The following is a 23,938-nucleotide window of genomic DNA, read 5'->3' as shown; positions in this document are numbered from 1 at the left end:
GGACCGTGAAACGACTCCACGCCGATGATAGTGCGGATACCCGTGTGAAAGTAGGTAATCGTCAGGCTCCTCATGCTTCAAACAAAAACCCCACCCCAAAAAGGTGGGGTTTTTGTGTTTGAAGCGCGGCAACCGTGAATCCGGATAACCCGCGCTGCGACTTGCCTCGCGCCCCATCGGCGCATCCTTCTATCCGCCAGCTGTTTACCCTCGCCCGCAAAAATACTGTATAAATATACAGTAAACCGGAGGCCCACCGAGCGCTTGCGCCATGAGCAGGCCCCTGTATTCGCGTCGGACGGGGAAAACTCATGGGTGCAGCACTTTCATTGCTCGACATCGGGCTGACATCGCATCTGCAGCGTCAGGTCTGGCAGGGCAGTCCGGTCAACGATCCCGATTCGAACATCATCTCGAGCGGCTTTCGAGCGCTCGACTTGGCCTTGCCCGGCGCAGGCTGGATGCCCGGCTCAGTCACCGAGTTGCTGATCGAAGAGAGTGGCGTAGGCGAAATCAGACTGCTCGCGCACTCGATCCGCGAACTGACAGCAAGCAAAGGCCGCTCCGTCATCTTCGTCGCGCCACCGTGGAAGCCCAATCTGGCCGCGCTTCGGACGATGAACATCGCGGTGAACAAGCTGGTCTGGGTCAAAGCGGCCGAGGATCAGGTGCTCTGGGCCGCGGAGCAGTCGTTGAAGCAGGAAGGCATCGGCGCAGTGCTGATCTGGCTACCACAAGTCGATGCCAAAGCCTTGCGAAGACTGCAGGTGGCGGCTCAGGAAGCGCAGTCGCTGGCATTTCTGTTCCGCCCGCTCAAAGCGGCGAAGCAATCCTCCGCTGCGCCGCTGCGCATGGTCTGCAAGCCGATACTTCCCGCCAACGCGCAGACGATGAACCGTCGCGAATGGATGCAGGCCGTCATGCTCGAAATCGACATCATCAAGCGGCGCGGCCCATTGCTCGGCAAGCCCTTGCAGTTGAACTTGCCGCTGCAGATGCCTGCGCTGCCCGAACATATTCGTCGGGCGCATCAGGCAAGGAAAGCACGAGAGGTCAAACATGTTGTGGATAGCGGTGACATTGCCGCTTTTATCGCTCGAAGCCGTCAGGCCGCCTTCGATGCCCTCAGCGCCGGCGAACTCGACATCGCCTGGAGCGAGCTCGACGGCGAATGACAATATCGATCAGTCATGCTTCGCGCTAGCCGATCACGCGCGCGTCCTGATGCCCGATCTCGTCGCGTTTCGGCTCGGCGTGCGGCCCGGCAGCACGCGCTCGCATGCGTTCGCGCTCGCGCCCCAACTGACGCTGCTTGCCGTCGACATTCGCGAGGAGCAGAACGCGCTCGAAGCCGTTGCGCTGGCGCTGCTCGCGTTCACGCCCAAAGTCGTGCTCGCGCATGCGAATACGGTACTGCTCGAAGTCGGCGCCAGCATGCGGCTCTTCGGCGGATTGCGCGCGTTGCTGTCCAGAGTGACATCGACGGTTAAAGGATGTGGCTTCACGTCCCGCATGGGCTGCGCGCCGACAGCGTGGGGCGCGTGGCTGCTGGCGCACGCGCGCACGCGCCGGGTCGCGCGGCGCGTACGCATCGTGAAAGAGACGACGCTCGTGCACGTACTCGATGAGTTGCCCGTATCGCTCATCCCATCGGCGCATTCGCACGGCAACGTGTTCGAGCAGATCGGTTGCGCGACGCTCGCCGATTTGCGTCGTCTGCCGCGCAAGGGCGTCGCGCGCCGCTTCGGGCAAGGCGTTCTGCAATGGCTCGCGCAAGCGTACGGACAGGCGCCCGACCCGCGCGAGGCATTTTGTGCGCCGGCGTCGTTCGAAGCGCGGCTCGAATTGCAGGCGCGCGTGGAAAGCGCCGAGGCGCTGCTGTTCGCCGCGCGCCGGCTCGTGCTGCAACTCGCCGGCTGGCTCTCTGCGCATCATGCGGCGGTCAGCGAATTTTCGCTCTTGCTCGAACACGAACTGGCCGCCCGTCACACGCCGAAAACGTCGACATTCAAGGTGGCGTGGGCCGTGCCGACGCGCGACGCCGACCACATCCTGTGGCTCTTGCGCGAGAAGCTGAATCAGACGACGCTCGCCGCGCCCGTCATCGAGATGAAACTCCTGGCCGACAAGGTCAGCGAGTATGCGCCGCCGCCCGACACCTTGTTTCCGATGCCTGGTTCCGACAGCGAATCGATGGCGCAACTGCTCGAACGCCTGAGCGCGCGGCTGGGCGCGGAGAACGTGGTGCAACTGGTCGCGCGCGACGATCATCGGCCCGAGGCGGCGATGACCGTCGAACCTTATAAGCCCGCAAGCGAAACGAAATCCAAGCGCGGAAAAAAGTCGCCGAAGACGCAAACGGCAAGGGCAGAAACAGAACCCGAAGTGCAAACGGAGTCAGACGAACCGCTCGAACTTCCCGATCTCGCCGTGCCTCAGCAGCCGCGTCCGTCGTGGATACTCGAAACGCCGCAAAAGCTGATGCTGCGCAACGAGCGGCCGTTCTATCGGCGTCCGTTGAAGCTGATCAGCCGGACCGAGCGTATCGAGGCGGGATGGTGGGACGGCAACGGCGTCCAGCGCGATTACTACGTCGCCGCCGACGATCGCGGGCGCATGTTCTGGCTCTATCGCGAACGTCTTACGGGCGACTGGTTCCTGCACGGTTTTTTCGGATGATGCGCGATGGATGATCTGAACGACATCATCGGTCTGGATGGAGACAACGCGTTTCCCGGCTCGATGTCGGCGTCGGCGTTGTTGCCCGGTTATGCCGAACTGCATTGCCTGAGTAACTTTTCGTTTCTGCGCGGCGCATCGCATCCGCAGGAACTGGCGGCGGCCGCGCTCGAACACGGCTACACCGCGCTCGCGATTACGGATGAATGCTCGCTCGCGGGCGTCGTGCGCGCGCATGCCGCGATCAAGGACATCGAGGCGAAGGCGCAAGCCGACGCCGAAGCCGCGCGGCTTGCCGGCGAGCCGCCGCCCAAGAGCCAGGATCTGAAGCTGATCATCGGCAGCGAACTGCATCTCACGGACGCCGATGGCGAGCCGTTCTGCACGCTTATCGCGCTCGCGACAAATCGGGCGGGCTACGGCAACCTGTCCGAGCTGATTTCGCACGCGCGCGCGCGTTCGCCGAAGGGCAGCTATCGGATCGGTCCGGAAGACTTCACCGATCCCGCCGCTTCATCCGATACATCGGACTTGCGCGGCGATATCGCGCATCTGAAGCACTTGCCCGATTGCCTGCTGATTCTCGTGCCGCAGCGCGCAGCGACGCTCGCCGATACGCTCGATCGCGCGCACTGGCTGGCCGGTTTCGCCGCGGGCCGCGCGTGGCTCGCGCTGGAGCTCTGGCAGGACGGCAGCGACGACGAGCGTCTCGCTTCGTGCCGCGTGATCGCGCAGGCGAGCGGATTGCCGCTCATCGCGGCAAGCGGTGCGCTGATGCACGCGCGCTCGCGCAAGCCCTTGCAGGACACGCTCACCGCGATTCGCCTGAACCGGCCGCTCGCCGAATGCGGCTATGCGCTCGAAGCGAACGCGGAGCGGCATCTGCGCACGCGGTTGCGCATCGGCGCGCTTTATCCGAAAGAGGCGATCCGGGAAACGTTGAAGGTGGCCGCGCGCTGCACCTTCTCGCTCGACGAACTCAAGTACGAATATCCCGAGGAACTGGTGCCGCCCGGCGAGACGCCCGCGAGCTATCTGCGCAAGCGGGTGATGGCGGGCGCGCTGCAGCGCTGGCCGAACGGCATGGACGCCGAGACGATCGGTCTCATCGACAAGGAACTGGCGCTCGTCGCGAAGCTGGAATACGAGAAGTACTTCCTGACGGTCTACGACATCGTCGCGTTCGCGCGCAGCAAAGGGATTTTGTGTCAGGGACGCGGCTCGGCGGCGAATTCGATCATTTGTTATTGCCTCTTCATCACCGAGCTCGATCCGGTGCGGATGGGTCTCCTGATCGAGCGCTTCATCTCGCAAGCGCGCAACGAGCCGCCCGACATCGATGTCGATTTCGAGCATCAGCGGCGCGAGGAAGTCATCCAGTACATCTATCAGAAGTACGGGCGGCATCGCGCGTCGCTGGCGGCGTCGCTCATCACGTATCACACGCGCAGCGCGCTGAAGGATGTCGGCAAGGCGCTCGGGCTCGATGCATCGCTGATCGAGCGCATCGGCAAATCGCAGCAATGGTGGGACGGGCCGTCGGCGGTGGCGGGTTATCTCCGGGAAGCCGGCTTCAGCGACGATTCGCACGTCACGAAGCATCTGATCCGGCTCACGCGCGAGTTGCGCGGCTTTCCGCGGCATTTGTCGCAGCATGTCGGTGGCTTCGTGATCGCGCGGGAACGTCTGTCGCGGCTCGTGCCGATCGAAAACGCCGCGATGAAGGACCGCTGCGTGATTCAATGGGACAAGGACGACATCGATCAGCTGAAGCTCCTGAAAGTCGACGTGCTCGCGCTCGGCATGCTTTCGGCGATCCGGCGCGCGCTCGAATTCGTCGCGCTGCGGCGCGGCGTGCCGGGCTTCGGGCTGTCGCATATTCGTCGCGAGGACAAGGCCGTCTACGAAATGTGCTGCCGCGCGGACACCATCGGCGTGTTTCAGATCGAATCGCGTGCGCAGCAGAGCATGCTGCCGCGCTTGCGGCCTCAGAAGTATTACGACCTCGTCATCGAAGTGGCGATCGTGCGGCCCGGCCCGATCCAGGGCGGCATGGTGCATCCGTATTTGCGCCGCAAGCAGGGCCTGGAAGAGGAGGATTATCCGAAAGAGGAACTGCGGCCGGTGCTCGGCCGCACGCTCGGCGTGCCGATCTTTCAGGAGCAGGTGATGAAGCTCGCGATGGTCGCGGCGGGCTACACGGCGGAACAGGCCGATCAGTTGCGCCGCGCGATGGCCGCGTGGCGCCGCGGCAGTCATCTGGAAAAGTATCAAGCCGATCTCATGCAGAAGATGCTCGCGCGCGGCTACGAGCACGATTTCGCCGCGCGCGTGTGCAAGCAGATCGAGGGTTTCGGCGAATACGGCTTTCCTGAGAGTCACTCGGCGAGCTTCGCGCTGCTCGTCTATTTCAGCGCGTGGATCAAGCGTTACGAGCCCGCGGCGTTTCTGGCCGGCCTGCTGAACAGCCAGCCGCTCGGCTTTTATTCGCCGTCGCAACTCGTGCAGGACGCGCGGCGTCACGGCGTGCCGGTGTTCGCGCCCGATGTTTCGCTGAGCGATTGGGAGTCGGTGCTGGAAGCGCGCGCCGGCGATGGCGAGCGCATCGGGTTCGATGCCGGCAAGGAGCGGCGGCGTCAACAGTTTTACGGCGCGGCAGAGTCGGATCGCGTGTTCCGGAAGACCGTGCAGCGAGCGGCGCGCAGGCTCAGAAAGCGCGTCGAGCTGGATGGACGGCAATACGGCGCGAAAGGGCCAGGCGTGCGGATCGGCCTGCAACTGATCAAAGGTCTGCCGCAAGCGGCGGCCGAGCGGATCATGGCCGCGCGCGCAGAAGCGCCGTTCATCGATGTCGACGATCTCACGCGCCGTGCCGCGTTGTCGCGCCGCGAACTCGAAGCGCTCGCGGCGGGCAATGCGCTCGCGAGCATTGCAGGACACCGGCGTCAGGCGTGGTGGGCGGTCACCGCACAGCAGCGCGCGCCGGAATTGCTGCGCGACGCGCCGATGAGCGAGGCGCCGCTGCTGCTGCCGGAAGCATCGGAAGGTCGCGAAATCGTCGACGATTACGCGAGTCTCGGGCTCACGCTCAATCGGCATCCGCTCGCGCTTTTGCGCGCGAAGCTCGCGCGTATGCGCTTCAAGACCGCGGCCGAACTCGCGGATATCAGAAACGGGCGCTTCGTGCGGGCGTGCGGCATCGTGACGGTGCGGCAGCGGCCGGGCACGGCCAACGGCACGATTTTCGTATCGATCGAGGACGAAACGGGCGCAATCAACGTGATCGTCTGGCCGGGGCTCGTCGAGAAACAGCGCAAGGTGCTGCTAGGCGCGTCGCTGCTCGGCGTGCACGGCGTCTGGCAAATGGAAGGCGAGGTGCGCCATCTGGTGGCGCAGCGGCTCGAAGACCATAGTGCTTTGCTCGGCCGCCTGGCCGCGCCGAGCCGCGATTTTCACTGAGATGAGACGTCCGGATACTTCGCGAGCAGTCTGCCGATCGCGATGTCGAACGGCGTGCGCCGGCCGATGCCCAGCGCTTCCAGCCGGCCGGAATCGAGATGACAGTCGCGCGGGCGCGGCGTCGCGTCCGCGGGCGTGCGCTGCGCAACGAGCTTCGCGTCCACTTTCAGTGCTCGCGCGATGCGTTCGGCGATATCGAACTTCGTCATCGGCTCGTCGCCGGACCATTGCGTGATCCCGGAGATCGTCGCGCCTTTCGCGTGATGTTCGAGCATGCCGCGAATCACCACGGCGACATCGGGCGTGTATGTCGGATAACGCGTCGCCCAGGCGTCCATCGAGGCGGGCGCGCCGGCAGCCTCGGACGATTTCACGATCGCGGGCGTGAGGCTCGTCACCGCAGATTCGCTCCAGTCGGTGAACGGCCCGTAAAGCAGCGGCAGACGCAGCACGCAGGACATCGGATCGCTCGCGAGCAGCGCGCGTTCGCCGTCGAGCTTGCTCTGGCCGTAGGCGTTGAGCGGCGCGGGCGCGTCGTCGGGCAAATAGGGCGGCGACGCGCCGTCGAAGACGTAGTCGGTCGAAATCGACAATACCCATGTGCCGAGCGCGCGCGCTTCGGTGGCGATCACGCTCAACGCCTCGACATTCAACGCGCGCGCGAGCGCCGGATCGTTTTCGCAGATGTCCGGACGCCGCTCCGCTGCCGCGACCACGATCGCATCCGGCGCGAGATCGCGCACGAACGCGCGTACCGCGTCATGGTCGAGCAGGTCGAGCTTCACGCTCGCGGCGTCGGCGCGCCGGTGAGCCGTATGCACGACGCGCCACGTCTGCGTGCTGGGCGCGCTCGCCAGTTCCGTGGCAACCGCCCGGCCCAGCAACCCCGACGCCCCGATCAGCGCAACGGTAAAGCGCTCGTTTTGCCTCATGCCGAAGCGACGCCGACGACCGTATAGCCGGCCTCGTCGATGGCTTCCTTGAGCGCATCGTTCGATTTTGCGGATTCGACGGCGACCTTGCCTCGCTCCAGATCGACGCGAACTTGCGCTTGCGGATCGATTTCCTGAATCGAGCGCGTCACAGCGGCGACGCAGTGCTGGCAACTCATGCCCTGAACTTCGAATTCGGTCATTGCTGTTTCCCCTTGAAAAAGTCCGGATCAACGACATCGTATACCTTGCCATCATGGGAAGGTGTAGAGTCGGAATGACATTTTTCAGGAGCAGACGATGAATATCGGCGAAGCGGCCCGCGCCTCGGGCGTGACCGCGAAAATGATCCGCTACTACGAGAGCGTCGGATTGCTCAATCCGGTCGGACGGACGTCATCGGGATATCGCGTGTATGGCGATCACGAGGTCCACGCGCTGCGTTTTGTGCGGCAGGCACGCCGGCTCGGCTTTCTCGTCGACGATATCCGCAAGCTGCTCGCCTTGTGGCAGGACCGGTCGCGGGCGAGCGCGGAGGTGAAGTCGATTGCGCTGGAACACGTTGCGGAACTTGACCGGCGGATCGCCGAATTAACCGAGATGCGCGACACGCTGTCGCATCTGGCTAATCATTGTCACGGCGACGCGCGGCCGGATTGCCCGATATTGGACAAGCTGGCGCAGTAATGCACGAAAATGGTGCGTGTGCAACGACCAGATTGTTGGCAATGAGCGAATTCATACGAGAAATCAGTGGATTAAGCAAGAATGCAGCCTGCACCATTCCGAATCCGAATGCACACTATTCAAGCATTTCACTACCCCGGCACGGACGTTCTCCCCTATAATCCGGGTATTCCCTAACGCGGGTAATCCCTGACCCGAACCGCCAGGGATCTTTCGAAGACCTTGGAGAACACCATGTTTGCATTCCTCATCGAAAAACTGAGCATCTGGTTTGAAGCCGCCGAGCAGCGCCGCCGCGAAGCCTATCTTGCGCAATCGACGGACATCGTCCAGCTTGAACAGCGCATCCGCTCGCTGGAAACGAACGGCTACAACGCTTAAGCGTTTCGTTCCTGGCGTCGAACACGCCCGATGTGAAAGCAAAAGCCCCGCGATTGCGGGGCTTTTGCTTTTTGCTCGTCACGTGGGCGGAGCGTTTTACTGCTTGTGCGGATGCTGCTCCAGCCACTGTTTCATGAATGCGATTTCCTTGTTCTGCGCGGCGATGATGTCCTTCGCCAGCTTGCGCAGCTTGGCGTCCTTGCCGTACTTCAGTTCGACCTTCGCCATTTCCACCGCGCCCTGATGATGCGGAATCATGTGCGCGACGAAATCCCGGTCGGCGTCCCCCGTGTACTCGATGCTCGACATGCCCGACATCATTTTCTGATCGGCGGCCTGGAACGCGGCGGTGGACGAGACGTCCGTCGGCTTCGGCGCGTGCTGTTCCATGTTCATGCCTGGCATTGCATCGCTCGCCGGCGCGGCGGTCTGGGCATTCACGCTTGCGCTGCAGAGGATGGTGAAGATGGCAAGTGCGATTCTTGTTGATTTCATCGTATCTCCTGTGGAAGGGGCGGTTGCAAGGCTGCTTATGTGTGGAACCACCTAGCCTAAAGCTTGCCACCGGGGTAAGGTAAAGCGGTTTCGTCTACACAAAAGAGCGCGCGATGCCAGGCCATATCAATGACACGACGAATATCGGGTTCCGCCATCGAATCACGAAAGTCACGCAGGTTTGCATCGCGCTCGCCGCAGTCTTGCCCGGCTCGCAACCGGCGCTCGCCAAGCCGGGCGGCGAACCGCTCGTACTCGATACGCAAACCGGTATCCACAGCGGCGTGAGCGGCACGGTGCTCCAGAGCGGCCCGCTCGGCGGCCCGGGCATGGTGCCGATGGCGACATTGCCCGGCATCCCGCAGGAGGCTCAACCGCCCATCGTCGTTTCACCATACGTCGAATATTCAAGCGGACAGAACACGGTGCCCGTTCAGCCTGGCGGCGGCGTGCGCCCCAGAACTCCGCGCGCGCCTCATCCCTGACCGCGAAACCGTGCTCAGTCGGCGCGATGTTCAAGCTTGAACGAAGCGTTGCCGTCCTCGCCGAGCGCGTCGACGAGGTAGGGCAGTGATTCCTTCAGTTCCTTCGCCAGCGTGTAGGGCGGGTTGATTACGAACATGCCGCTGCCGAACAACCCGAAGCCGTCCGTCGGCGGTTTCCTCACCGTGAGGGCCGCATGCAGCCAGCCGTTCGGCTGGATGGCCTTCAGCTGATCGGCGAAACGCTGCGACTCCTGGCGCGTGACGATCGGGTACCAGACCGCATACGTTCCGGTCGAGAAGCGCTTGATACTTTCTTCGAGGCACGTAATCGTGCGGGCGTAGTCGCGCTTGTCCTCGTACGACGGATCGATCAGCACGAGCGCACGCCTCGGCGGCGGCGGAAGAATCGCCTTGATGCCGTCGAAGCCGTCGCCTTCGTAGATCATCGCGCGCCGGCCGGCATCGCGGAAATTGTGGCGCAGCACGTCGATTTCCGTGCTGTGCAACTCGAAAAGCCGCATGCGATCCTGCTCGCGCATCGTGCGCCAGGCCAGATAGGGCGAGCCGGGATAGAAACGCAGACCGCCATCGGGATTCAATGCCTTCACTTCGTCGACATAGTCGGCGAGCAGCGCCGGCAGGTCGCCGCGATCCCAAAGCTTGCCGATGCCCGTCTCGAACTCGGCGTTCTTCGTCGCGAAGCCTTCGGTGAGCGAATACACTCCGGCGCCGGCGTGCGTGTCGACATACCAATACGATTTGTCCTTCTGGCCGAGATAGCGAAGCATCTGAATGACGATCGCGTGTTTCAGCACATCGGCGTGGTTGCCCGCATGAAAGGCGTGACGGTAACTGAGCATGACAGGAGGCCCGCGTCGGGCGCGAGAAGCAAAATGAAAAGGTGCGGCGGAAGGGCGCCTATTCTAGCCGACCCCGTGCGCTGCATGACTCACGACGCCCAGCGCGTGCTGCGGCGCATTGCGTCCTTCATGCACAATAACCGCTCCCGGACTTTCATGAACAGTCGGCCGAATGGCCTAAGCGTTCTGAGTTTCGCCCGACTTTTCCTATGCCGAACGGCCAGCTTGATAGCCGTGCCGACGGATGTTGTCATACACCCGATGTCTTCCCACTGGATAGGAGGTTCGCATGTCATCAAACGGTAAGCTCGACGGCAAGACCGCGATCGTGACGGGCGCGGCGAGCGGTATCGGCAAGGCTATCGCGTTCACGCTCGCCGGCGCGGGCGCGGCGGTCGCCATCGCCGATCTGAATCAGGCGGGCGCGGACGCGGTCGCCGAAGAGATCCGCGGCAAGGGCGGCAAGGCTATCGGCATCGCGATGGACGTGACGAACGAAGACGCCGTCAATCAGGGCATCGATCGCGTCGCTGCGGAACTGGGCTCTGTGGACATCCTCGTGTCGAACGCGGGCATTCAGATCGTCAATCCCATCGAAAACTACGCGTACGCCGACTGGAAGAAGATGATGGCGATCCACGTCGACGGCGCGTTTCTCACCACCAAAGCCGCGCTCAAGCATATGTACAAGGACGATCGCGGCGGGGTAGTGATCTATATGGGTTCGGTGCATTCGCACGAGGCGTCGCCGCTGAAGTCCGCCTATGTGACCGCGAAACACGGACTGCTCGGCCTCGCGCGCGTGCTGGCGAAGGAAGGCGCGAAGCACAACGTGCGCTCGCACGTCGTCTGTCCGGGCTTCGTGCGTACGCCGCTCGTCGACAAGCAAATTCCCGAGCAGGCCAAGGAGTTGAAAATCAGCGAGGAAGAAGTCGTCAGGCGCGTGATGCTCGGTGGCACGGTCGATGGCGTATTCACGACCGTCGAGGACGTCGCTCAGACCGTGCTCTTCCTTTCCGCGTTCGAAACGGCGGCGCTGACGGGGCAATCGTTCGTCGTGAGTCACGGCTGGTTCATGCAATAAGGAGAACGCGCGGGATGTCGGAAATCGAGAACGAAGAAGTCATAGGACGGGAAAGCGCGCGGACTCGGGCGTCCGCCGGGCAGCAAACCCGCGTGCACCTGCCGCCCTACGAGACGATCGCGCTCATGCTCCAGGGCGGGGGCGCGCTCGGCGCCTATCAGGCGGGCGTCTATCAAGGGTTGCACGAGGCGGACATCCATCCGAACTGGATCGCCGGCATCTCGATCGGCGCGCTCAACACGGCGATCATCGCGGGCAACGCGCCCGAGCATCGCGTGACGCGTCTGCTTGAATTCTGGCAGACGATCTGCCGGCCTGCGTTCGGTTTCCCGTTGCCCGCGTTCCTCGAGCGCGCGCTATTCGATTCCGCCGACGAAATTCGCAAGGCGTTCACCGCGATGCAGGCTTTCGGTGCGATCGTCGAAGGGCAGAAGGGATTTTTCATCCCGCGCTTTCCGCCGCCGTCGCCGATCGCGTCGAGCTCGCCGCAGACCGCGAGCTATTACGACACCACGCCGCTCAAGGCCACGCTCGAGCGGCTTTGCGATTTCGACCGCATCAATTCCGGCGAAACGCGCGTGTCGGTAGGCGCGGTGAACGTCGCGACCGGCAACTTCGCGTATTTCGACAACACGCAGATCCGCTTGCGCGCCGAGCATTTCATTGCCTCGGGCGCCTTGCCGCCGGGCTTCGCCGCAGTCGAGATCGACGGCCAGTTCTATTGGGACGGCGGTCTCATGTCGAACACGCCGCTCTACGAAATCGCGCAGGCGACGCCGCGCCGCGACACGCTCGCCTTCCAGGTCGATCTGTGGAGCGCGCGCGGGCCGGTGCCCGACAGCATCGTCGACGTGATGGGGCGCGTGAAGGACGTGCAGTATTCGAGCCGCACGCGTCTCGTCACGGATCAGATGCAGCGCGCGCAGCGCTACCGTAACGTGTTGCAGCACGTTCTCGATCTCGTGCCCGAAGACGTCCGCGAGAGCGACGAATGGTGCAGGCTCGCCGCCGAACTGGCATGTTCGAAGCGTTACAACATCATCCACCTGATATACCGGCAAAAAGAGTACGAGGGGCATTTCAAGGACTACCAGTTCGGCTTTTCGACGATGCGCGAACACTGGGAAAGCGGTCTCTCCCATATGCGCCGAACGCTTGCGCATCGTGACTGGCTCGACATGCCCAACGGCGAGTCGCGCTTCATCACGCACGACATCCATCGGGACGAGCGATGAAAGCGTTGCGCAAGATGGAATGAGCCGTGTGGGCGAGAATTTGTGCCCCTTTGTATAATTCGGGACGCATTCCGGTGCTGTTTCTATCGACGCCGGACATCACGACTTTTCCCGGCTTTAGATGAACTCGATCGCGGTCTGCTTCGTCTGTCTCGGCAATATCTGCCGCTCGCCCAGCGCGGAAGCGGTGATGCGCGACCTCGTCGAGCGCGCGAAACTGGCTGAGCGCATCGTGATCGATTCGGCGGGCACCGGCGACTGGCACATCGGCGAGCCACCGGACGAACGCGCGCAAAAGGCAGCGAAGAAGCGCGGCTACGATCTGTCGAAGTTGCGCGGCCGTCAGGTCGCCGCGGCCGATTTCGCGCGCTTCGATCTGTTCATCGTCATGGACGACGCCAACGCCGCCGCCTTGGCGGAAGTCTGCCCGTCCGAGCACCGCGACAAGATTCGCCTGCTGATGGAGTTCGCGACGCGCGACGACAGCCGCGTGGTGGTCGATCCGTATTTCGGTGGCGAAGAGGGCTTCGAAAAAGTGCTCGACCAATGCGAGGACGCATGTGAAGGCTTGCTGAAAGCCTTGCGCGCTCAGTTGACTGCCTGAGCGGCGGCGCGGCCGCGCGATCCGAAAAAACGCGTTAAAAGACTACTTATCTCGCCCCGGATACTTGACTAAAAACGTGGGCTATTTATACTTGACGAAAACCATCGAGTATTAGCGTTAGCCCCCAATTATGAGACTCACCACGAAAGGCCGTTTCGCCGTCACGGCGATGATCGACCTGGCGCTGCGCCAGGAGCAGGGCCCGGTGACGCTGGCAGGCATCAGTCAGCGCCAGCGCATCTCGCTTTCCTACCTCGAACAGCTCTTCGGCAAGCTGCGGCGGCATGAGATCGTCGAATCGGTTCGCGGACCGGGCGGCGGCTACAACCTCGCGCGCCGCGCGGAGAACGTCACGGTTGCCGACATCATCATCGCGGTCGACGAGCCGATCGACGCCACGCAGTGCGGCGGCAAGGGCACGTGCGAAGGCACGAAGCAGCACGACGGCCACTGCATGACGCACGAGCTCTGGGCGACACTGAACCAGAAGATGGTCGAGTATCTCGATTCCGTCTCGTTGAAGGATCTGGTCGACCAGCAGCGTGCGCGCGAAGGTTCGTCGGCGGTGCTGCGCGACCGGCGCGCGGAATCGGCTGGCGTCGAGGCCGCGCGTGTCGTGCCCAAGGGGCCGAATTCCATTTTCAATCTGGCCGGATGACATAAACCGCGCCGGCGCGAGCCGCGCGCGCAGACGAAAGCGTCCCAGCCAAGAGCTTTGACCGATTTTCCCGGAGCGACTGATGAACAACGATATTCCCCACCTGCCCATTTACATGGACTACAGCGCGACGACCCCCGTCGATCCGCGCGTGGTGGACAAGATGATTCCGTATCTTCGCGAGCAGTTCGGCAATCCGGCCTCGCGCAGCCACCAGTACGGCTGGGATGCGGAGCGTGCGGTCGAGGAAGCGCGCGAGAACGTCGCGGCGCTCGTGAATTGCGATCCGCGCGAGATCATCTGGACGTCGGGTGCGACGGAATCGGACAACCTCGCCATCAAGGGCGCGGCGCACTTCTACAAGAGCAAGGGCAAGCACATCATCACCGTGAAGACCGAGCACAAGGCCGTGCTCGACACCACGCGTGAGCTGGAGCGCGAAGGCTACGAAGTCACGTATCTCGACGTGAAGGACGACGGTCTCATCGATCTGGAAAAGTTCAAGGCGGCGATCCGTCCGGACACGATCCTCGTCTCCGTGATGAGCGTGAACAACGAAATCGGCGTGATTCAGGACATCGAGGCGATCGGCGAGATCACGCGCGAGAAGGGCATCATTTTCCACGTCGATGCGGCGCAGGCCACCGGCAAGATCGAAATCGATCTGCAAAAGCTGAAGGTCGATCTGATGTCGTTTTCGGCTCACAAGACGTACGGTCCGAAGGGCATCGGCGCGCTGTATGTGCGTCGCAAGCCGCGCGTGCGCATCGAAGCGCAGATGCACGGCGGCGGTCACGAGCGCGGCATGCGTTCGGGCACGCTCGCGACGCATCAGATCGTCGGCATGGGCGAAGCGTTCCGCATCGCGCGGGAGGAAATGGCGACGGAGAACGAGCGCATCCGCATGCTGCGCGACCGTCTGCTGAAGGGGCTGCAGGACATCGAAGAGGTGTACGTCAACGGCGACATGGAACGCCGCGTGCCGCACAACCTCAACATCAGCTTCAACTTCGTCGAAGGCGAATCGCTGATCATGGCGGTGAAGGACGTCGCGGTGTCGTCGGGTTCGGCGTGCACGTCGGCGTCGCTCGAGCCCTCTTATGTGCTGCGCGCGCTCGGCCGTAACGACGAACTCGCGCACAGCTCGATCCGCTTCACGGTCGGCCGCTTCACCACCGAGCAGGACGTCGACTATGTGATCAACCTGCTGAAGAACAAGATCGCGAAACTGCGCGATCTGTCGCCGCTCTGGGAAATGCACAAGGACGGCATCGACATCTCGACCATCCAGTGGGCTGCGCACTAAGCGACCACTGAGCGCCACGCGACACCGAATATTAGGAGAGTTTGAATCATGGCTTATAGCGACAAGGTTCTGGACCACTACGAAAACCCGCGTAACGTCGGCTCGTTTTCGAAGGACGACGACACCGTCGGCACCGGCATGGTCGGCGCGCCGGCGTGCGGCGACGTGATGAAGCTGCAGATCCGCGTGGGCGCGGATGGCGTGATCGAGGACGCGAAGTTCAAGACCTACGGCTGCGGCTCGGCGATCGCATCGAGCTCGCTCGTCACCGAATGGGTGAAGGGCAAGACGCTGGATCAGGCGCTCACCATCAAGAACACGCAGATCGCCGAAGAACTGGCGCTGCCGCCGGTGAAGATCCACTGCTCGATCCTCGCGGAAGACGCGATCAAGGCGGCGGTTGCGGACTACAAGCAGCGTCATGGCGTCGCGGCGCCGGAAGCGGCAGCGGCTGAATCGAAGCAGGCAGCGGCGTAATTGTGACGACGGGCGTCCGGGGCGGCGCCCCGAAGAGAGAAGCGAAGACTATGGCAATCACGTTGACGGATAAAGCGGCACAACACGTGCAGAAGTATCTGACGCGGCGCGGCAAGGGCGTCGGCTTGCGGCTGGGCGTGCGGACGACGGGCTGTTCGGGCCTCGCGTACAAGCTCGAGTATGTCGACGAGCTCGCACCGGAGGACACCGTGTTCGAGTCGTCGGGCGTGAAGATCGTGATCGATCCGAAGAGTCTTCCGTATCTCGACGGCACCGAGCTGGACTTCGCCCGCGAAGGCCTGAACGAAGGCTTCAAGTTCAACAATCCGAACGCGAAGGACGAATGCGGCTGCGGCGAATCGTTCCGCGTCTGACGGGAATGACGCCGGCGGTATCGGCAAAAGAGGCGGCGCGTGCCGCCTTTTTCATTCGCGCACACTGAATTCACAGACATAGCATGGCCACGCTCACCGACAGTCACTTCGATCTCTTCGATCTGCCGCAGACCTTCGCCGTCGACCAGCAGAAGCTCGACGACGCTTATCGCACCGTGCAGGCGCAAGTGCATCCGGACCGTTTCGCCGCGGCCGGCGATGCGCAGAAGCGTCTCGCGATGCAGTGGGCCACGCACGCGAACGAGGCGTATCAGACGCTGCGCGATCCGCTGAAGCGCGCGCGCTATATGCTCGCGCAGCGCGGCATCGACGTCGGCGCGGAGAACAACACCGCGATGGAGCCGGCGTTCCTGATGCAGCAGATGGAATGGCGCGAAAATATCGAGGATGCGGCGAACGCGAAGAACATCGGTGCGCTCGAAGCGCTGCTCGACGAACTGCGCGACGAAGAGCGCATTCGCTTCACCAAGCTCGAGGCGCTGATCGACAGCAAGTCGGATCAGGCGGCGGGCGAGGCCGTGCGTCAGTTGATGTTCATCGAACGCGTGGCGCATGAAATCGGCGCGCAGATCGAACGGCTCGAACACTAAAGGCAAACGCGCCGCATACAACCTCATAAGACCAACGATGGCTTTACTGCAAATCTCAGAACCCGGCATGGCGCCGGCGCCGCATCAAAGGCGCGTGGCGGTCGGCATCGATCTCGGCACGACGAACTCGCTCGTCGCGGCCGTGCGCAGCAGCGTGCCCGAAGCGCTGCCCGACGAGGACGGCCACGTGCTGCTGCCGTCGGTCGTGCGCTATCTGGAGAAGGGCGGACGGCGCATCGGCCGCGCCGCGAAGGAAGAAGCGGTCATCGATCCGCGCAATACGATCGTCTCGGTCAAGCGTTTCATGGGCCGCGGCAAGAGCGAGGTCGAGGGCGCGGAGAACGCGCCGTACGATTTCATCGACGCGCCGGGCATGGTGCAGATTCGCACCGTCGACGGCGTGAAAAGCCCGGTCGAAGTATCGGCGGAAATTCTCGCGACGCTGCGTTATCGCGCGGAAGACACGCTCGGCGAGGATCTCGTCGGCGCGGTGATCACGGTGCCCGCCTATTTCGACGAAGCCCAGCGTCAGGCGACGAAGGACGCGGCGAAGCTCGCCGGCCTGAACGTGCTGCGCCTGCTCAACGAGCCGACCGCAGCCGCGATCGCTTACGGTCTCGATAACGGCGCGGAAGGCCTCTACGCCGTCTACGACCTCGGCGGCGGCACATTCGATCTGTCGATTCTCAAGCTCACGAAAGGCGTCTTCGAAGTGCTCGCGGCGGGCGGCGATTCCGCGCTCGGCGGCGACGATTTCGATCACGCGCTGTATCGGCACGTCTTGACGGCGGCGGGCGTGTCGGTCGATGCGCCGGAAGACGTGCGCTTGCTGCTCGATCTCGTTCGCAACGCGAAGGAAGCGCTGTCGTCGACGAACGAAACGCGCGTCCAGGCGACACTCTCGACTGGCCAGCAGATCGATGTCGCCGTGACCGAAGCCGAGTTCGCCGCGCTGACCGAGGCGCTCGTCGCGCGCACGCTCACGCCGACGAAAAAGGCGCTGCGCGATGCGAAGGTCGCCGCGAAGGACATCAAGGGCGTCGTACTGGTTGGCGGCGCCACGCGCATGCCGGTGATCCGCCGCGCGGTCGAAACGTTTTTCGGCCAGCCGCCGCTCATCAATCTCGATCCAGATCAGGTCGTCGCGCTGGGCGCTGCGATTCAGGCCGATCTGCTCGCGGGCAACCGTCGCGGCGAAGGCGACGACTGGCTGCTGCTCGACGTGATTCCGCTGTCGCTCGGCGTCGAAACGATGGGCGGCCTCACCGAGAAAATCATCCCACGCAATTCGACGATCCCGACCGCGCGCGCGCAGGATTTCACGACCTTCAAGGACGGCCAGACCGCGATGGCGATCCACGTCGTTCAGGGCGAGCGCGAACTCGTGTCCGATTGCCGGTCGCTCGCGCGCTTCGAGTTGCGCGGCATTCCGCCGATGGCGGCGGGCGCGGCGCGCATTCGTGTGACCTATCAGGTCGACGCGGACGGTCTCTTGTCCGTGTTCGCGCGCGAGCAGATGTCGGGCGTGGAGGCGTCGGTGGTCGTGAAGCCGTCGTACGGACTCGCCGACGACGAAGTCGCCCGCATGCTCGAAGAGAGCTTCAAGACCGCCGAGACGGACATGCGCGCGCGTGCGTTGCGCGAGGCGCAGGTGGAAGCGGAGCGTCTCATCGAAGCGACGCACGTTGCGCTCGAAACCGACGGCGAACTGCTCGACGACGATGAACGCGCGCAAATCGTCGCGCTCGTGACCGAACTGGCGGCGCTCGCGAACGGCGATTCGGTCGAGAAGATCGAAGATGCGACGAAGACGCTCGCCACCGGCACCGATGAATTCGCCGCGCGCCGCATGAACAAGAGCATCCGCCGCGCGCTCGCGGGCCGCAAGCTCGACGACGTCTAAATCATCCTATTCGAGAAATACGAAACATGCCTCAAATCGTTGTGCTGCCTCACGTGGAGCTTTGCCCGGACGGCGCGGTGATCGACGCCGACACCGGCAAGAGCATCTGCGACAATCTTCTGGATCACGGCATCGAGATCGAGCACGCCTGCGAGAAATCGTGCGCGTGCACGACGTGCCACGTCATCATTCGCGAGGGCTTCAACGCGCTCGAGCCGTCCGAGGAAGACGAGGACGATCTGCTCGATAAAGCGTGGGGTCTCGAACCGACATCGCGGTTATCATGTCAGGCAATGGTGCCTGCCGACGAGGATCTGGTGGTCGAGATCCCGCGGTACTCCATCAATCACGCCAAAGAAAATCACTGACAGGAGGCTCGCCCATGAAGTGGACAGATACCCAGGAGATCGCGATGGCACTCACCGACGCGCATCAGGATGTCGATCCCCAATATGTGCGTTTCACTGACCTGCATCGCTGGATCACCGAACTCGACGGTTTCGACGACGATCCCGAAAAGTCCAACGAGAAGATTCTCGAGGCAATCCAGGCGGCCTGGATCGAGGACGCGGACTACTGACCGGTTCTAATTCGCCATGACGGCGGCTTCGTGAGAAGCCGCCGTTTTGTTTTGCGGGCATTCTTTTGCGCCGATGCTTCGCATTGCAGAAGTTCAGACCTTCGCGCCGCGCTCCGCGAGCTGTCGCTGCAACGTCGGCCACATCTTGGCGACGGCTTCCTCGCCCGCGAGGATCGATGCATTGCGCTGGCTGAAATCGCTGCTGCTCATCGCGTTGAGGTTGGGGCGGACGACCGCGTTCGCGTATTTGTCGAGCTCGTAGGCCTTGATGGTCTGGCCCATGATCGTGAAGGTCTGCATCAGCACGTCGAACGAGCTCGATGTCAGCCCGCTTTCCGGCCGTGCCGAAATATCGACGGCGATCACATAATCCGCGCCCATCTTGTGCGCGAACGCCGCTGGCACCGGACTCACGAGCCCGCCGTCGACATACTCGCGATCGCCGATCTTCACCGGCTCGAAAATCGACGGCACGCTGCACGACGCCCGCACAGCGACGCCCGTGTTGCCGCGCTGAAAGAGAATCGGCTGGCCGCTCTTCAGATCCGTGGCGACGATGCCGAGCGGCTTCGCCATCTTTTCGATCGGACGGTTGTCGAGCGTCCTGTTCAGGTAGTTCTGCAGCGCGACGCCTTGCAGGATGCCGCGCGCGCGAAAGGGCATCGCCCAGTCGCTGATCGAGGCTTCGTCCATCGTGAGGGCGAGCTTGTTGATCGCGATGCCGCTCATCCCCGATGCGTACAGCGCCGCGATGACCGAGCCGGCGCTCGTGCCCGCGACGAGATCCACGCGCACGTTGCGCGCCTCGAGCGCCTTGATCACGCCGATATGCGCGAAGCCGCGCGCGGCGCCGCCGCCGAGCGCGAGCCCGATACGCATCGGTTGTTGCGGTTCTGCCTTCGGCGGCGCCGGCGGCGTGACGATTGCCGTTTCGCCTGAATTGCCGCCGCTCGTGGTGGTGCAGGCGGCGAGAACGGACGACGCGGCCGCGAGCGAAAACGCGCGGCGCGAAAGACGGGGTGACGATGAACTCAAAGTGTGCTCCAGCGGTGCGGCGGGTTCCGGCAGGCCCGTCGATGCGGGCGTTCGGGGAGATCTTGAAAAGCGCGCACATCATAAAACAAAAGGCGCGCGGACCGGCGCGAAGCGGGCGGCGAGTATAATTTCGTCTCATTTTGCGCGGCATTTCAGCGCCTGGCGCACTGCCATTCATCGAGTAAACAGCAATGACCACCCAAGTCCGCACACGCTTCGCTCCGAGTCCGACCGGCTTCATCCATCTCGGCAACATCCGCTCCGCGCTCTATCCGTGGGCGTTCGCGCGCAAGATGAAGGGCACTTTCGTGCTGCGCATCGAGGACACCGATCTCGAGCGCTCCACCGATGCGTCGGTCGATGCGATTCTCGACGGCATGGCGTGGCTCGGGCTCGATTTCGACGAAGGCCCGTTCTATCAGATGCAGCGCATGGACCGTTATCGCGAGGTCATCGCGCAGATGATGGAAAAGGGGCTCGCGTATCACTGCTACATGTCGACGGAAGAGCTCGACGCGCTGCGCGAGCGTCAGCGCGCCGCGGGCGAGAAGCCGCGCTACGACGGTACGTGGCGCCCCGAGCCGGGCAAGGTGCTGCCGCCGGTTCCGGAAGGCGTGAAGCCTGTCGTGCGCTTTCGCAATCCGCTCTCGGGCACGGTCGCATGGGACGACGCGGTGAAAGGCCACATCGAAATTTCGAACGAGGAACTCGACGACCTCGTGATCGCGCGCCCCGACGGCACGCCGACGTATAACTTCTGCGTGGTCGTCGACGATCTCGACATGAAGATCACGCATGTGATTCGCGGCGACGATCACGTCAACAACACGCCGCGCCAGATCAACATTCTGCGCGCGCTCGGCGGCGAGGTGCCGGTGTACGCGCATCTGCCGACCGTGCTGAACGAGCAGGGCGAGAAGATGAGCAAGCGCCACGGCGCGATGAGCGTGACGGGCTATCGCGACAATGGCTATCTGCCGGAAGCGGTGGTCAACTATCTGGCGCGCCTCGGCTGGTCGCATGGCGATGCGGAGATTTTCTCGCGCGAGCAGTTCGTCGAATGGTTCGATCTCGAGCATCTCGGCAAGTCGCCCGCGCAGTACGACCACGACAAGCTGAACTGGCTCAACGCGCACTACATCAAGGAAGCGGACAACGCGCGTCTCGCCGAGCTGACGAAGCCGTTCCTGCTGCAGGCCGGTATCGATGCCGCGGCGATCGACGGCGGCGCGCCGCTCGATCAGGTGATCGGGCTCTTGAAGGACCGCGCATCGACGGTGAAGGAAATCGCCGATAACGCCGCCATGTTCTATCGTGAGCCGGTGATCGATGCGGACGCCTTCGCGCAGCACGTCACCGATGCGGTGCGTCCGGCTATCGCGGACCTGCGTGCGGCGCTCGCGAACGTCGAGTGGACCAAGGAAGCGATCGCGGCCGCGCTCAAGGCGACGCTCGCCGCGCACAAGCTGAAAATGCCGCAACTCGCGATGCCGGTGCGCCTGCTGGTCGCGGGCACGACCCACACGCCGTCGATCGATGCCGTCCTGATGCTCTTCGGACGCGATGTCGTGTTGGCGCGTCTGGAAAAGGCGGCGGGTTGAGGTCCGCGCAATGGATCGCGGGGCGTGATCCATTGCGCGCATCGGCGTCTGTCGAGGCAAAAAGTTTCACTGAAGTCGTCAGAGGGTATTTACAACTTCGAAAACGCCCTATACAATCTCGTTTCTGTTCTGCAAGGGGGTATAGCTCAGCTGGGAGAGCGCTTGCATGGCATGCAAGAGGTCAGCGGTTCGATCCCGCTTACCTCCACCAAGAACAGCAAAAAGCAGTTGAAGTAGTGCGAAGCTTGTTCTCCGGAAACGGAAGTCGCAAAAAATACTTCACAAGTAACACGAAGTTGTATAGAATTTCGGTCTTCGCTGATCGGCGGCAAGTAGATCAGCGGAGCAGTAGTAAAGACAGAATCACAAGTTTCTGTCCCCTTCGTCTAGAGGCCTAGGACATCACCCTTTCACGGTGAGTACAGGGGTTCGAATCCCCTAGGGGACGCCAGAACATCGGCGGCTGCTAGTAGAAAGCGCTGCAAGTTCACAGGTGACACTGTGAACGGATGAAAAGAAGTGGAGCGGTAGTTCAGTTGGTTAGAATACCGGCCTGTCACGCCGGGGGTCGCGGGTTCGAGCCCCGTCCGCTCCGCCAACACTTGCGAGCAGAAACACTCCGGCTAATGAGAGCCGGTTTTTTTTCGCCGCAGGGTGTGCAGAAGTTGAAGTCCCCTTCGTCTAGAGGCCTAGGACATCACCCTTTCACGGTGAGTACAGGGGTTCGAATCCCCTAGGGGACGCCAGAACATCGGCGGCTGCTAGTCAAAAGCGCTGCAAGTTCACAAGTGACACTGTGAACGATGAAAAGAAGTGGAGCGGTAGTTCAGTTGGTTAGAATACCGGCCTGTCACGCCGGGGGTCGCGGGTTCGAGCCCCGTCCGCTCCGCCAAGTTGTTTTAAGGAAATCCAGCCTTCGGGCTGGATTTTTTTGCCCGCTTTCCGCCGCTCGCCATATCCGATTCCCTTTCGTACGCGTTCCCTGCGCATTCGACCGTGATAATGGCCATTGCCAGCCCGCGCGCACTGTCTTAGTGTTTAGGCACCTGTTTCTCGTGCCCGTGCGATGCTCGACCCGACCGAAGACCTCTCGCTCTATCAACTGCGCCAGGCGAACATGGTGGACTTCGCCTTCGCCGAAGCGCTCACGCACGACAACATGGTCGGCTACTATCGGCGTCACAATCTCGTGTGGCGCGGCGATCTTTTCCTTTCCAGCTGGCGCGAGTCCGAAAATTTCATCCTACAGGCGGATGGCGTTCCCATTGGCGTCATGCGTGTCACCGAGGAAGACAATTCGCTCCATATTCGCGACGTGCAGATCGCGAAGGGCTATCGTGGACACGGCGCCGGGACCTTTCTGCTCAACACGGCGCATCGATGGGCGAGGGCGCGCGGGCTCGCCGAATGTCAGTTGCGCGTGTTCGTCGATAACCCCGCGGCGCGTCTTTACATTCGGCTCGGATACCGGCCGGCCGGACCGCGGCTCGCGCAGCTCGGCGCAATCCGGCACATGGTGCGGCGCGTCTGAAGAAAGCGCGCACACGCGCTAAGAGCCGTCGATGTCGCGCTCGTCGCGGCCATCGCGGGCGAAAAATGCGCGCGGGCTTTCGCCGAACGCACGGCGAAACATCGCGGAGAATGCGCTCTGGCTCTGATAGCCCAGTTCACGCGCAACTTGCGCGAGCGGACGGCCCTGGCTGAGCAGCGGAATGGCGCGCGCAAGAACGGCCTGCTGACGCCACTGGGAAAAACTCACGCCGAGTTCGCGTCTGAAAAGCCGCGCGATGGTGCGCGAACTCGCGCCGGCCTCCGATGACCACCGCTCCAGATCGGAATGCGACGGATCGGCGAGCACGGCGTTGCACAGGGCGCGCAGGCGCTTCTCGTTCGGCATCGGCACGGAGAGCGGCAGCGGCTGCGAGCGGATGATTTCATCGAGCGCGAGCGTGCCCAGCAGTCGCTCGCGCTGACGCGAGATCGGTTCTTCATCGAGCGCCGCGATGACTTCGCGCAAAAGCGGCGACACCTCGACGACGCGACACGCGCCGAGACCCGCCGGCACGACGCTCGCGTCGACGTAAAGCGTCCGCAGATAAGCGTCCTCGACGATCACGACCTCGTGCGTGACATTGGGCGGCACCCAGATCGCGCGCGAAGGCGGCACCATCCAAGTCGAATCCGCTGTCGCGACACGCAAGACCCCGCGCGACGTATAGGCGACCTGCGCCCACGGATGCGTATGCAGCGCGATCCGCACGCCGTAGGGAACGGGCCGCGAGCGCACGCGAATCGGATGATCGAGCGTCGGCGAATGCTCGACGGGAATGTCGAGATGCTCGACTTCTTCGCCCGACGAGTTCGATTCGACAAACGTGGCCATGTTCGCTCGAGTTGATGGTTGCAGGCGGCCGGATTCATCGACCGCCACGCGCCGATGGTAGCCGAAAGCGCGCGCCCGGGCGAACCGCGAATATTGCCCGGCGCATAAT

General features: G+C 63.0%; 25 protein-coding genes and 5 tRNA genes. 24 read left to right on the top strand and 6 right to left on the bottom strand.

Annotation, left to right across the window (positions count from 1 at the left end):
• Positions 1–311 precede the first annotated feature (311 nt).
• The 3 genes from imuA to NCS03_RS08885 are packed head-to-tail and all read left to right on the top strand — an operon-like array spanning position 312 to position 6,138.
• Entirely contained in the window at positions 312–1,175 is an 864-nt protein-coding gene (gene imuA / locus NCS03_RS08895; protein ID WP_008349189.1) for a translesion DNA synthesis-associated protein ImuA, read from the top strand.
• A complete protein-coding gene (locus NCS03_RS08890) occupies positions 1,120–2,679 on the top strand; it encodes a Y-family DNA polymerase (protein ID WP_502801516.1) in 1,560 nt (519 codons plus the stop codon). The genes imuA and NCS03_RS08890 overlap by 56 nt, the downstream gene beginning before the upstream one ends.
• Before the next feature lie 6 nt (positions 2,680–2,685).
• The gene (locus NCS03_RS08885) at positions 2,686–6,138 is read left to right on the top strand and encodes an error-prone DNA polymerase (protein ID WP_008349191.1); all 3,453 of its coding nucleotides are present in this window, start codon (positions 2,686–2,688) and stop codon (positions 6,136–6,138) included.
• On the opposite strand, the gene NCS03_RS08880 is transcribed toward NCS03_RS08885, so the two are convergent.
• Positions 6,132–7,070, bottom strand: coding sequence for a dTDP-4-dehydrorhamnose reductase family protein (locus NCS03_RS08880; protein WP_250529066.1), 939 nt, complete (start codon positions 7,068–7,070; stop codon positions 6,132–6,134). The genes NCS03_RS08885 and NCS03_RS08880 overlap by 7 nt on opposite strands.
• Complete coding sequence (locus NCS03_RS08875; RefSeq protein ID WP_008349193.1) at positions 7,067–7,273, bottom strand: heavy-metal-associated domain-containing protein; 207 nt, start codon at positions 7,271–7,273, stop codon at positions 7,067–7,069. The genes NCS03_RS08880 and NCS03_RS08875 overlap by 4 nt, the downstream gene beginning before the upstream one ends.
• A 97-nt stretch (positions 7,274–7,370) precedes the next feature.
• On the opposite strand from NCS03_RS08875, the gene cueR reads away from it, so the two are divergent.
• Both cueR and NCS03_RS08865 read left to right on the top strand, forming a co-directional pair.
• The gene (cueR, locus tag NCS03_RS08870; RefSeq protein ID WP_008349194.1) at positions 7,371–7,757 is read left to right on the top strand and encodes a Cu(I)-responsive transcriptional regulator; all 387 of its coding nucleotides are present in this window, start codon (positions 7,371–7,373) and stop codon (positions 7,755–7,757) included.
• Positions 7,758–7,991: 234 nt separating this feature from the next.
• Positions 7,992–8,138 carry a DUF3563 family protein gene (locus NCS03_RS08865; protein ID WP_008349196.1) on the top strand — a complete coding sequence of 49 codons (147 nt, stop codon included), beginning with the start codon at positions 7,992–7,994 and terminating at the stop codon, positions 8,136–8,138.
• Positions 8,139–8,234: 96 nt separating this feature from the next.
• Here NCS03_RS08865 and copM read toward each other — a convergent pair whose 3' ends face one another.
• Positions 8,235–8,633 carry a CopM family metallochaperone gene (gene copM / locus NCS03_RS08860; protein WP_250529065.1) on the bottom strand — a complete coding sequence of 133 codons (399 nt, stop codon included), beginning with the start codon at positions 8,631–8,633 and terminating at the stop codon, positions 8,235–8,237.
• Positions 8,634–8,746: 113 nt separating this feature from the next.
• Here copM and NCS03_RS08855 point away from each other — a divergent pair, with 113 nt between their 5' ends.
• Positions 8,747–9,118: a hypothetical protein gene (locus NCS03_RS08855; protein ID WP_008349199.1), complete on the top strand. Its 372-nt coding sequence runs from the start codon at positions 8,747–8,749 to the stop codon at positions 9,116–9,118.
• A gap of 14 nt (positions 9,119–9,132) precedes the next feature.
• On the opposite strand, the gene NCS03_RS08850 is transcribed toward NCS03_RS08855, so the two are convergent.
• On the bottom strand, positions 9,133–9,978 hold the full coding sequence (locus NCS03_RS08850) for a 23S rRNA (adenine(2030)-N(6))-methyltransferase RlmJ (protein WP_008349200.1): 846 nt from the start codon (positions 9,976–9,978) through the stop codon (positions 9,133–9,135).
• A gap of 289 nt (positions 9,979–10,267) precedes the next feature.
• Between NCS03_RS08850 and NCS03_RS08845 the strand changes: the two genes are divergently transcribed.
• The 11 genes from NCS03_RS08845 to iscX all read left to right on the top strand — a co-directional run bounded on the left by NCS03_RS08845 (position 10,268) and on the right by iscX (position 18,810).
• The gene (locus tag NCS03_RS08845; RefSeq protein ID WP_250439913.1) at positions 10,268–11,062 is read left to right on the top strand and encodes a 3-hydroxybutyrate dehydrogenase; all 795 of its coding nucleotides are present in this window, start codon (positions 10,268–10,270) and stop codon (positions 11,060–11,062) included.
• 14 nt (positions 11,063–11,076) lie between these two features.
• Positions 11,077–12,297 carry a DUF3734 domain-containing protein gene (locus NCS03_RS08840; RefSeq protein ID WP_250529064.1) on the top strand — a complete coding sequence of 407 codons (1,221 nt, stop codon included), beginning with the start codon at positions 11,077–11,079 and terminating at the stop codon, positions 12,295–12,297.
• 121 nt (positions 12,298–12,418) lie between these two features.
• Positions 12,419–12,901, top strand: coding sequence for a low molecular weight protein-tyrosine-phosphatase (locus NCS03_RS08835; protein ID WP_008349203.1), 483 nt, complete (start codon positions 12,419–12,421; stop codon positions 12,899–12,901).
• Between the two features lie 130 nt (positions 12,902–13,031).
• Positions 13,032–13,559 carry a Fe-S cluster assembly transcriptional regulator IscR gene (gene iscR / locus NCS03_RS08830; protein ID WP_008349204.1) on the top strand — a complete coding sequence of 176 codons (528 nt, stop codon included), beginning with the start codon at positions 13,032–13,034 and terminating at the stop codon, positions 13,557–13,559.
• Between the two features lie 82 nt (positions 13,560–13,641).
• Positions 13,642–14,865 (top strand): IscS subfamily cysteine desulfurase, encoded by a 1,224-nt coding sequence (locus NCS03_RS08825; protein WP_008349205.1) that lies wholly within the window; start codon positions 13,642–13,644, stop codon positions 14,863–14,865.
• Between the two features lie 48 nt (positions 14,866–14,913).
• The gene (iscU, locus tag NCS03_RS08820; RefSeq protein ID WP_008349206.1) at positions 14,914–15,342 is read left to right on the top strand and encodes a Fe-S cluster assembly scaffold IscU; all 429 of its coding nucleotides are present in this window, start codon (positions 14,914–14,916) and stop codon (positions 15,340–15,342) included.
• Positions 15,343–15,392: 50 nt separating this feature from the next.
• Positions 15,393–15,716, top strand: a complete 324-nt coding sequence (gene iscA, locus NCS03_RS08815) for an iron-sulfur cluster assembly protein IscA (RefSeq protein WP_008349207.1) — start codon at positions 15,393–15,395, stop codon at positions 15,714–15,716.
• Positions 15,717–15,799: 83 nt separating this feature from the next.
• Positions 15,800–16,327 carry a Fe-S protein assembly co-chaperone HscB gene (gene hscB / locus NCS03_RS08810; RefSeq protein WP_175982302.1) on the top strand — a complete coding sequence of 176 codons (528 nt, stop codon included), beginning with the start codon at positions 15,800–15,802 and terminating at the stop codon, positions 16,325–16,327.
• Positions 16,328–16,364: 37 nt separating this feature from the next.
• Positions 16,365–18,230: a Fe-S protein assembly chaperone HscA gene (hscA, locus tag NCS03_RS08805; RefSeq protein WP_034473214.1), complete on the top strand. Its 1,866-nt coding sequence runs from the start codon at positions 16,365–16,367 to the stop codon at positions 18,228–18,230.
• 26 nt (positions 18,231–18,256) lie between these two features.
• On the top strand, positions 18,257–18,598 hold the full coding sequence (fdx, locus tag NCS03_RS08800) for an ISC system 2Fe-2S type ferredoxin (protein ID WP_250434862.1): 342 nt from the start codon (positions 18,257–18,259) through the stop codon (positions 18,596–18,598).
• Between the two features lie 14 nt (positions 18,599–18,612).
• Complete coding sequence (iscX, locus tag NCS03_RS08795; RefSeq protein WP_008349212.1) at positions 18,613–18,810, top strand: Fe-S cluster assembly protein IscX; 198 nt, start codon at positions 18,613–18,615, stop codon at positions 18,808–18,810.
• Positions 18,811–18,903: 93 nt separating this feature from the next.
• Here the strand turns inward: iscX and NCS03_RS08790 are convergent, their stop codons facing one another.
• Entirely contained in the window at positions 18,904–19,878 is a 975-nt protein-coding gene (locus tag NCS03_RS08790) for a patatin-like phospholipase family protein (protein ID WP_409017209.1), read from the bottom strand.
• A 158-nt stretch (positions 19,879–20,036) separates the two neighbouring features.
• On the opposite strand from NCS03_RS08790, the gene gltX reads away from it, so the two are divergent.
• The 7 genes from gltX to NCS03_RS08755 all read left to right on the top strand — a co-directional run bounded on the left by gltX (position 20,037) and on the right by NCS03_RS08755 (position 22,977).
• Entirely contained in the window at positions 20,037–21,446 is a 1,410-nt protein-coding gene (gltX, locus tag NCS03_RS08785) for a glutamate--tRNA ligase (RefSeq protein WP_250529063.1), read from the top strand.
• Positions 21,447–21,581: 135 nt separating this feature from the next.
• Positions 21,582–21,657, top strand: a tRNA-Ala gene (locus tag NCS03_RS08780).
• Between the two features lie 164 nt (positions 21,658–21,821).
• Positions 21,822–21,897: transfer RNA gene (locus NCS03_RS08775), tRNA-Glu, on the top strand.
• 70 nt (positions 21,898–21,967) lie between these two features.
• Positions 21,968–22,044 (top strand) — tRNA-Asp (locus NCS03_RS08770).
• Between the two features lie 72 nt (positions 22,045–22,116).
• Positions 22,117–22,192: transfer RNA gene (locus NCS03_RS08765), tRNA-Glu, on the top strand.
• Positions 22,193–22,261: 69 nt separating this feature from the next.
• Positions 22,262–22,338, top strand: a tRNA-Asp gene (locus tag NCS03_RS08760).
• 174 nt (positions 22,339–22,512) lie between these two features.
• A complete protein-coding gene (locus NCS03_RS08755; protein ID WP_250529062.1) occupies positions 22,513–22,977 on the top strand; it encodes a GNAT family N-acetyltransferase in 465 nt (154 codons plus the stop codon).
• A gap of 18 nt (positions 22,978–22,995) precedes the next feature.
• On the opposite strand, the gene NCS03_RS08750 is transcribed toward NCS03_RS08755, so the two are convergent.
• Positions 22,996–23,829: an AraC family transcriptional regulator gene (locus NCS03_RS08750; protein ID WP_008349217.1), complete on the bottom strand. Its 834-nt coding sequence runs from the start codon at positions 23,827–23,829 to the stop codon at positions 22,996–22,998.
• Between the last annotated feature and the right edge of the window lie 109 nt (positions 23,830–23,938).

It is taken from the genome of Caballeronia sp. ATUFL_F1_KS4A (assembly GCF_023630905.1).
In the GTDB taxonomy this organism is placed as follows: Bacteria; Pseudomonadota; Gammaproteobacteria; order Burkholderiales; family Burkholderiaceae; genus Caballeronia; species Caballeronia zhejiangensis.
This window is presented reverse-complemented; position numbering and strand designations above follow the sequence as displayed.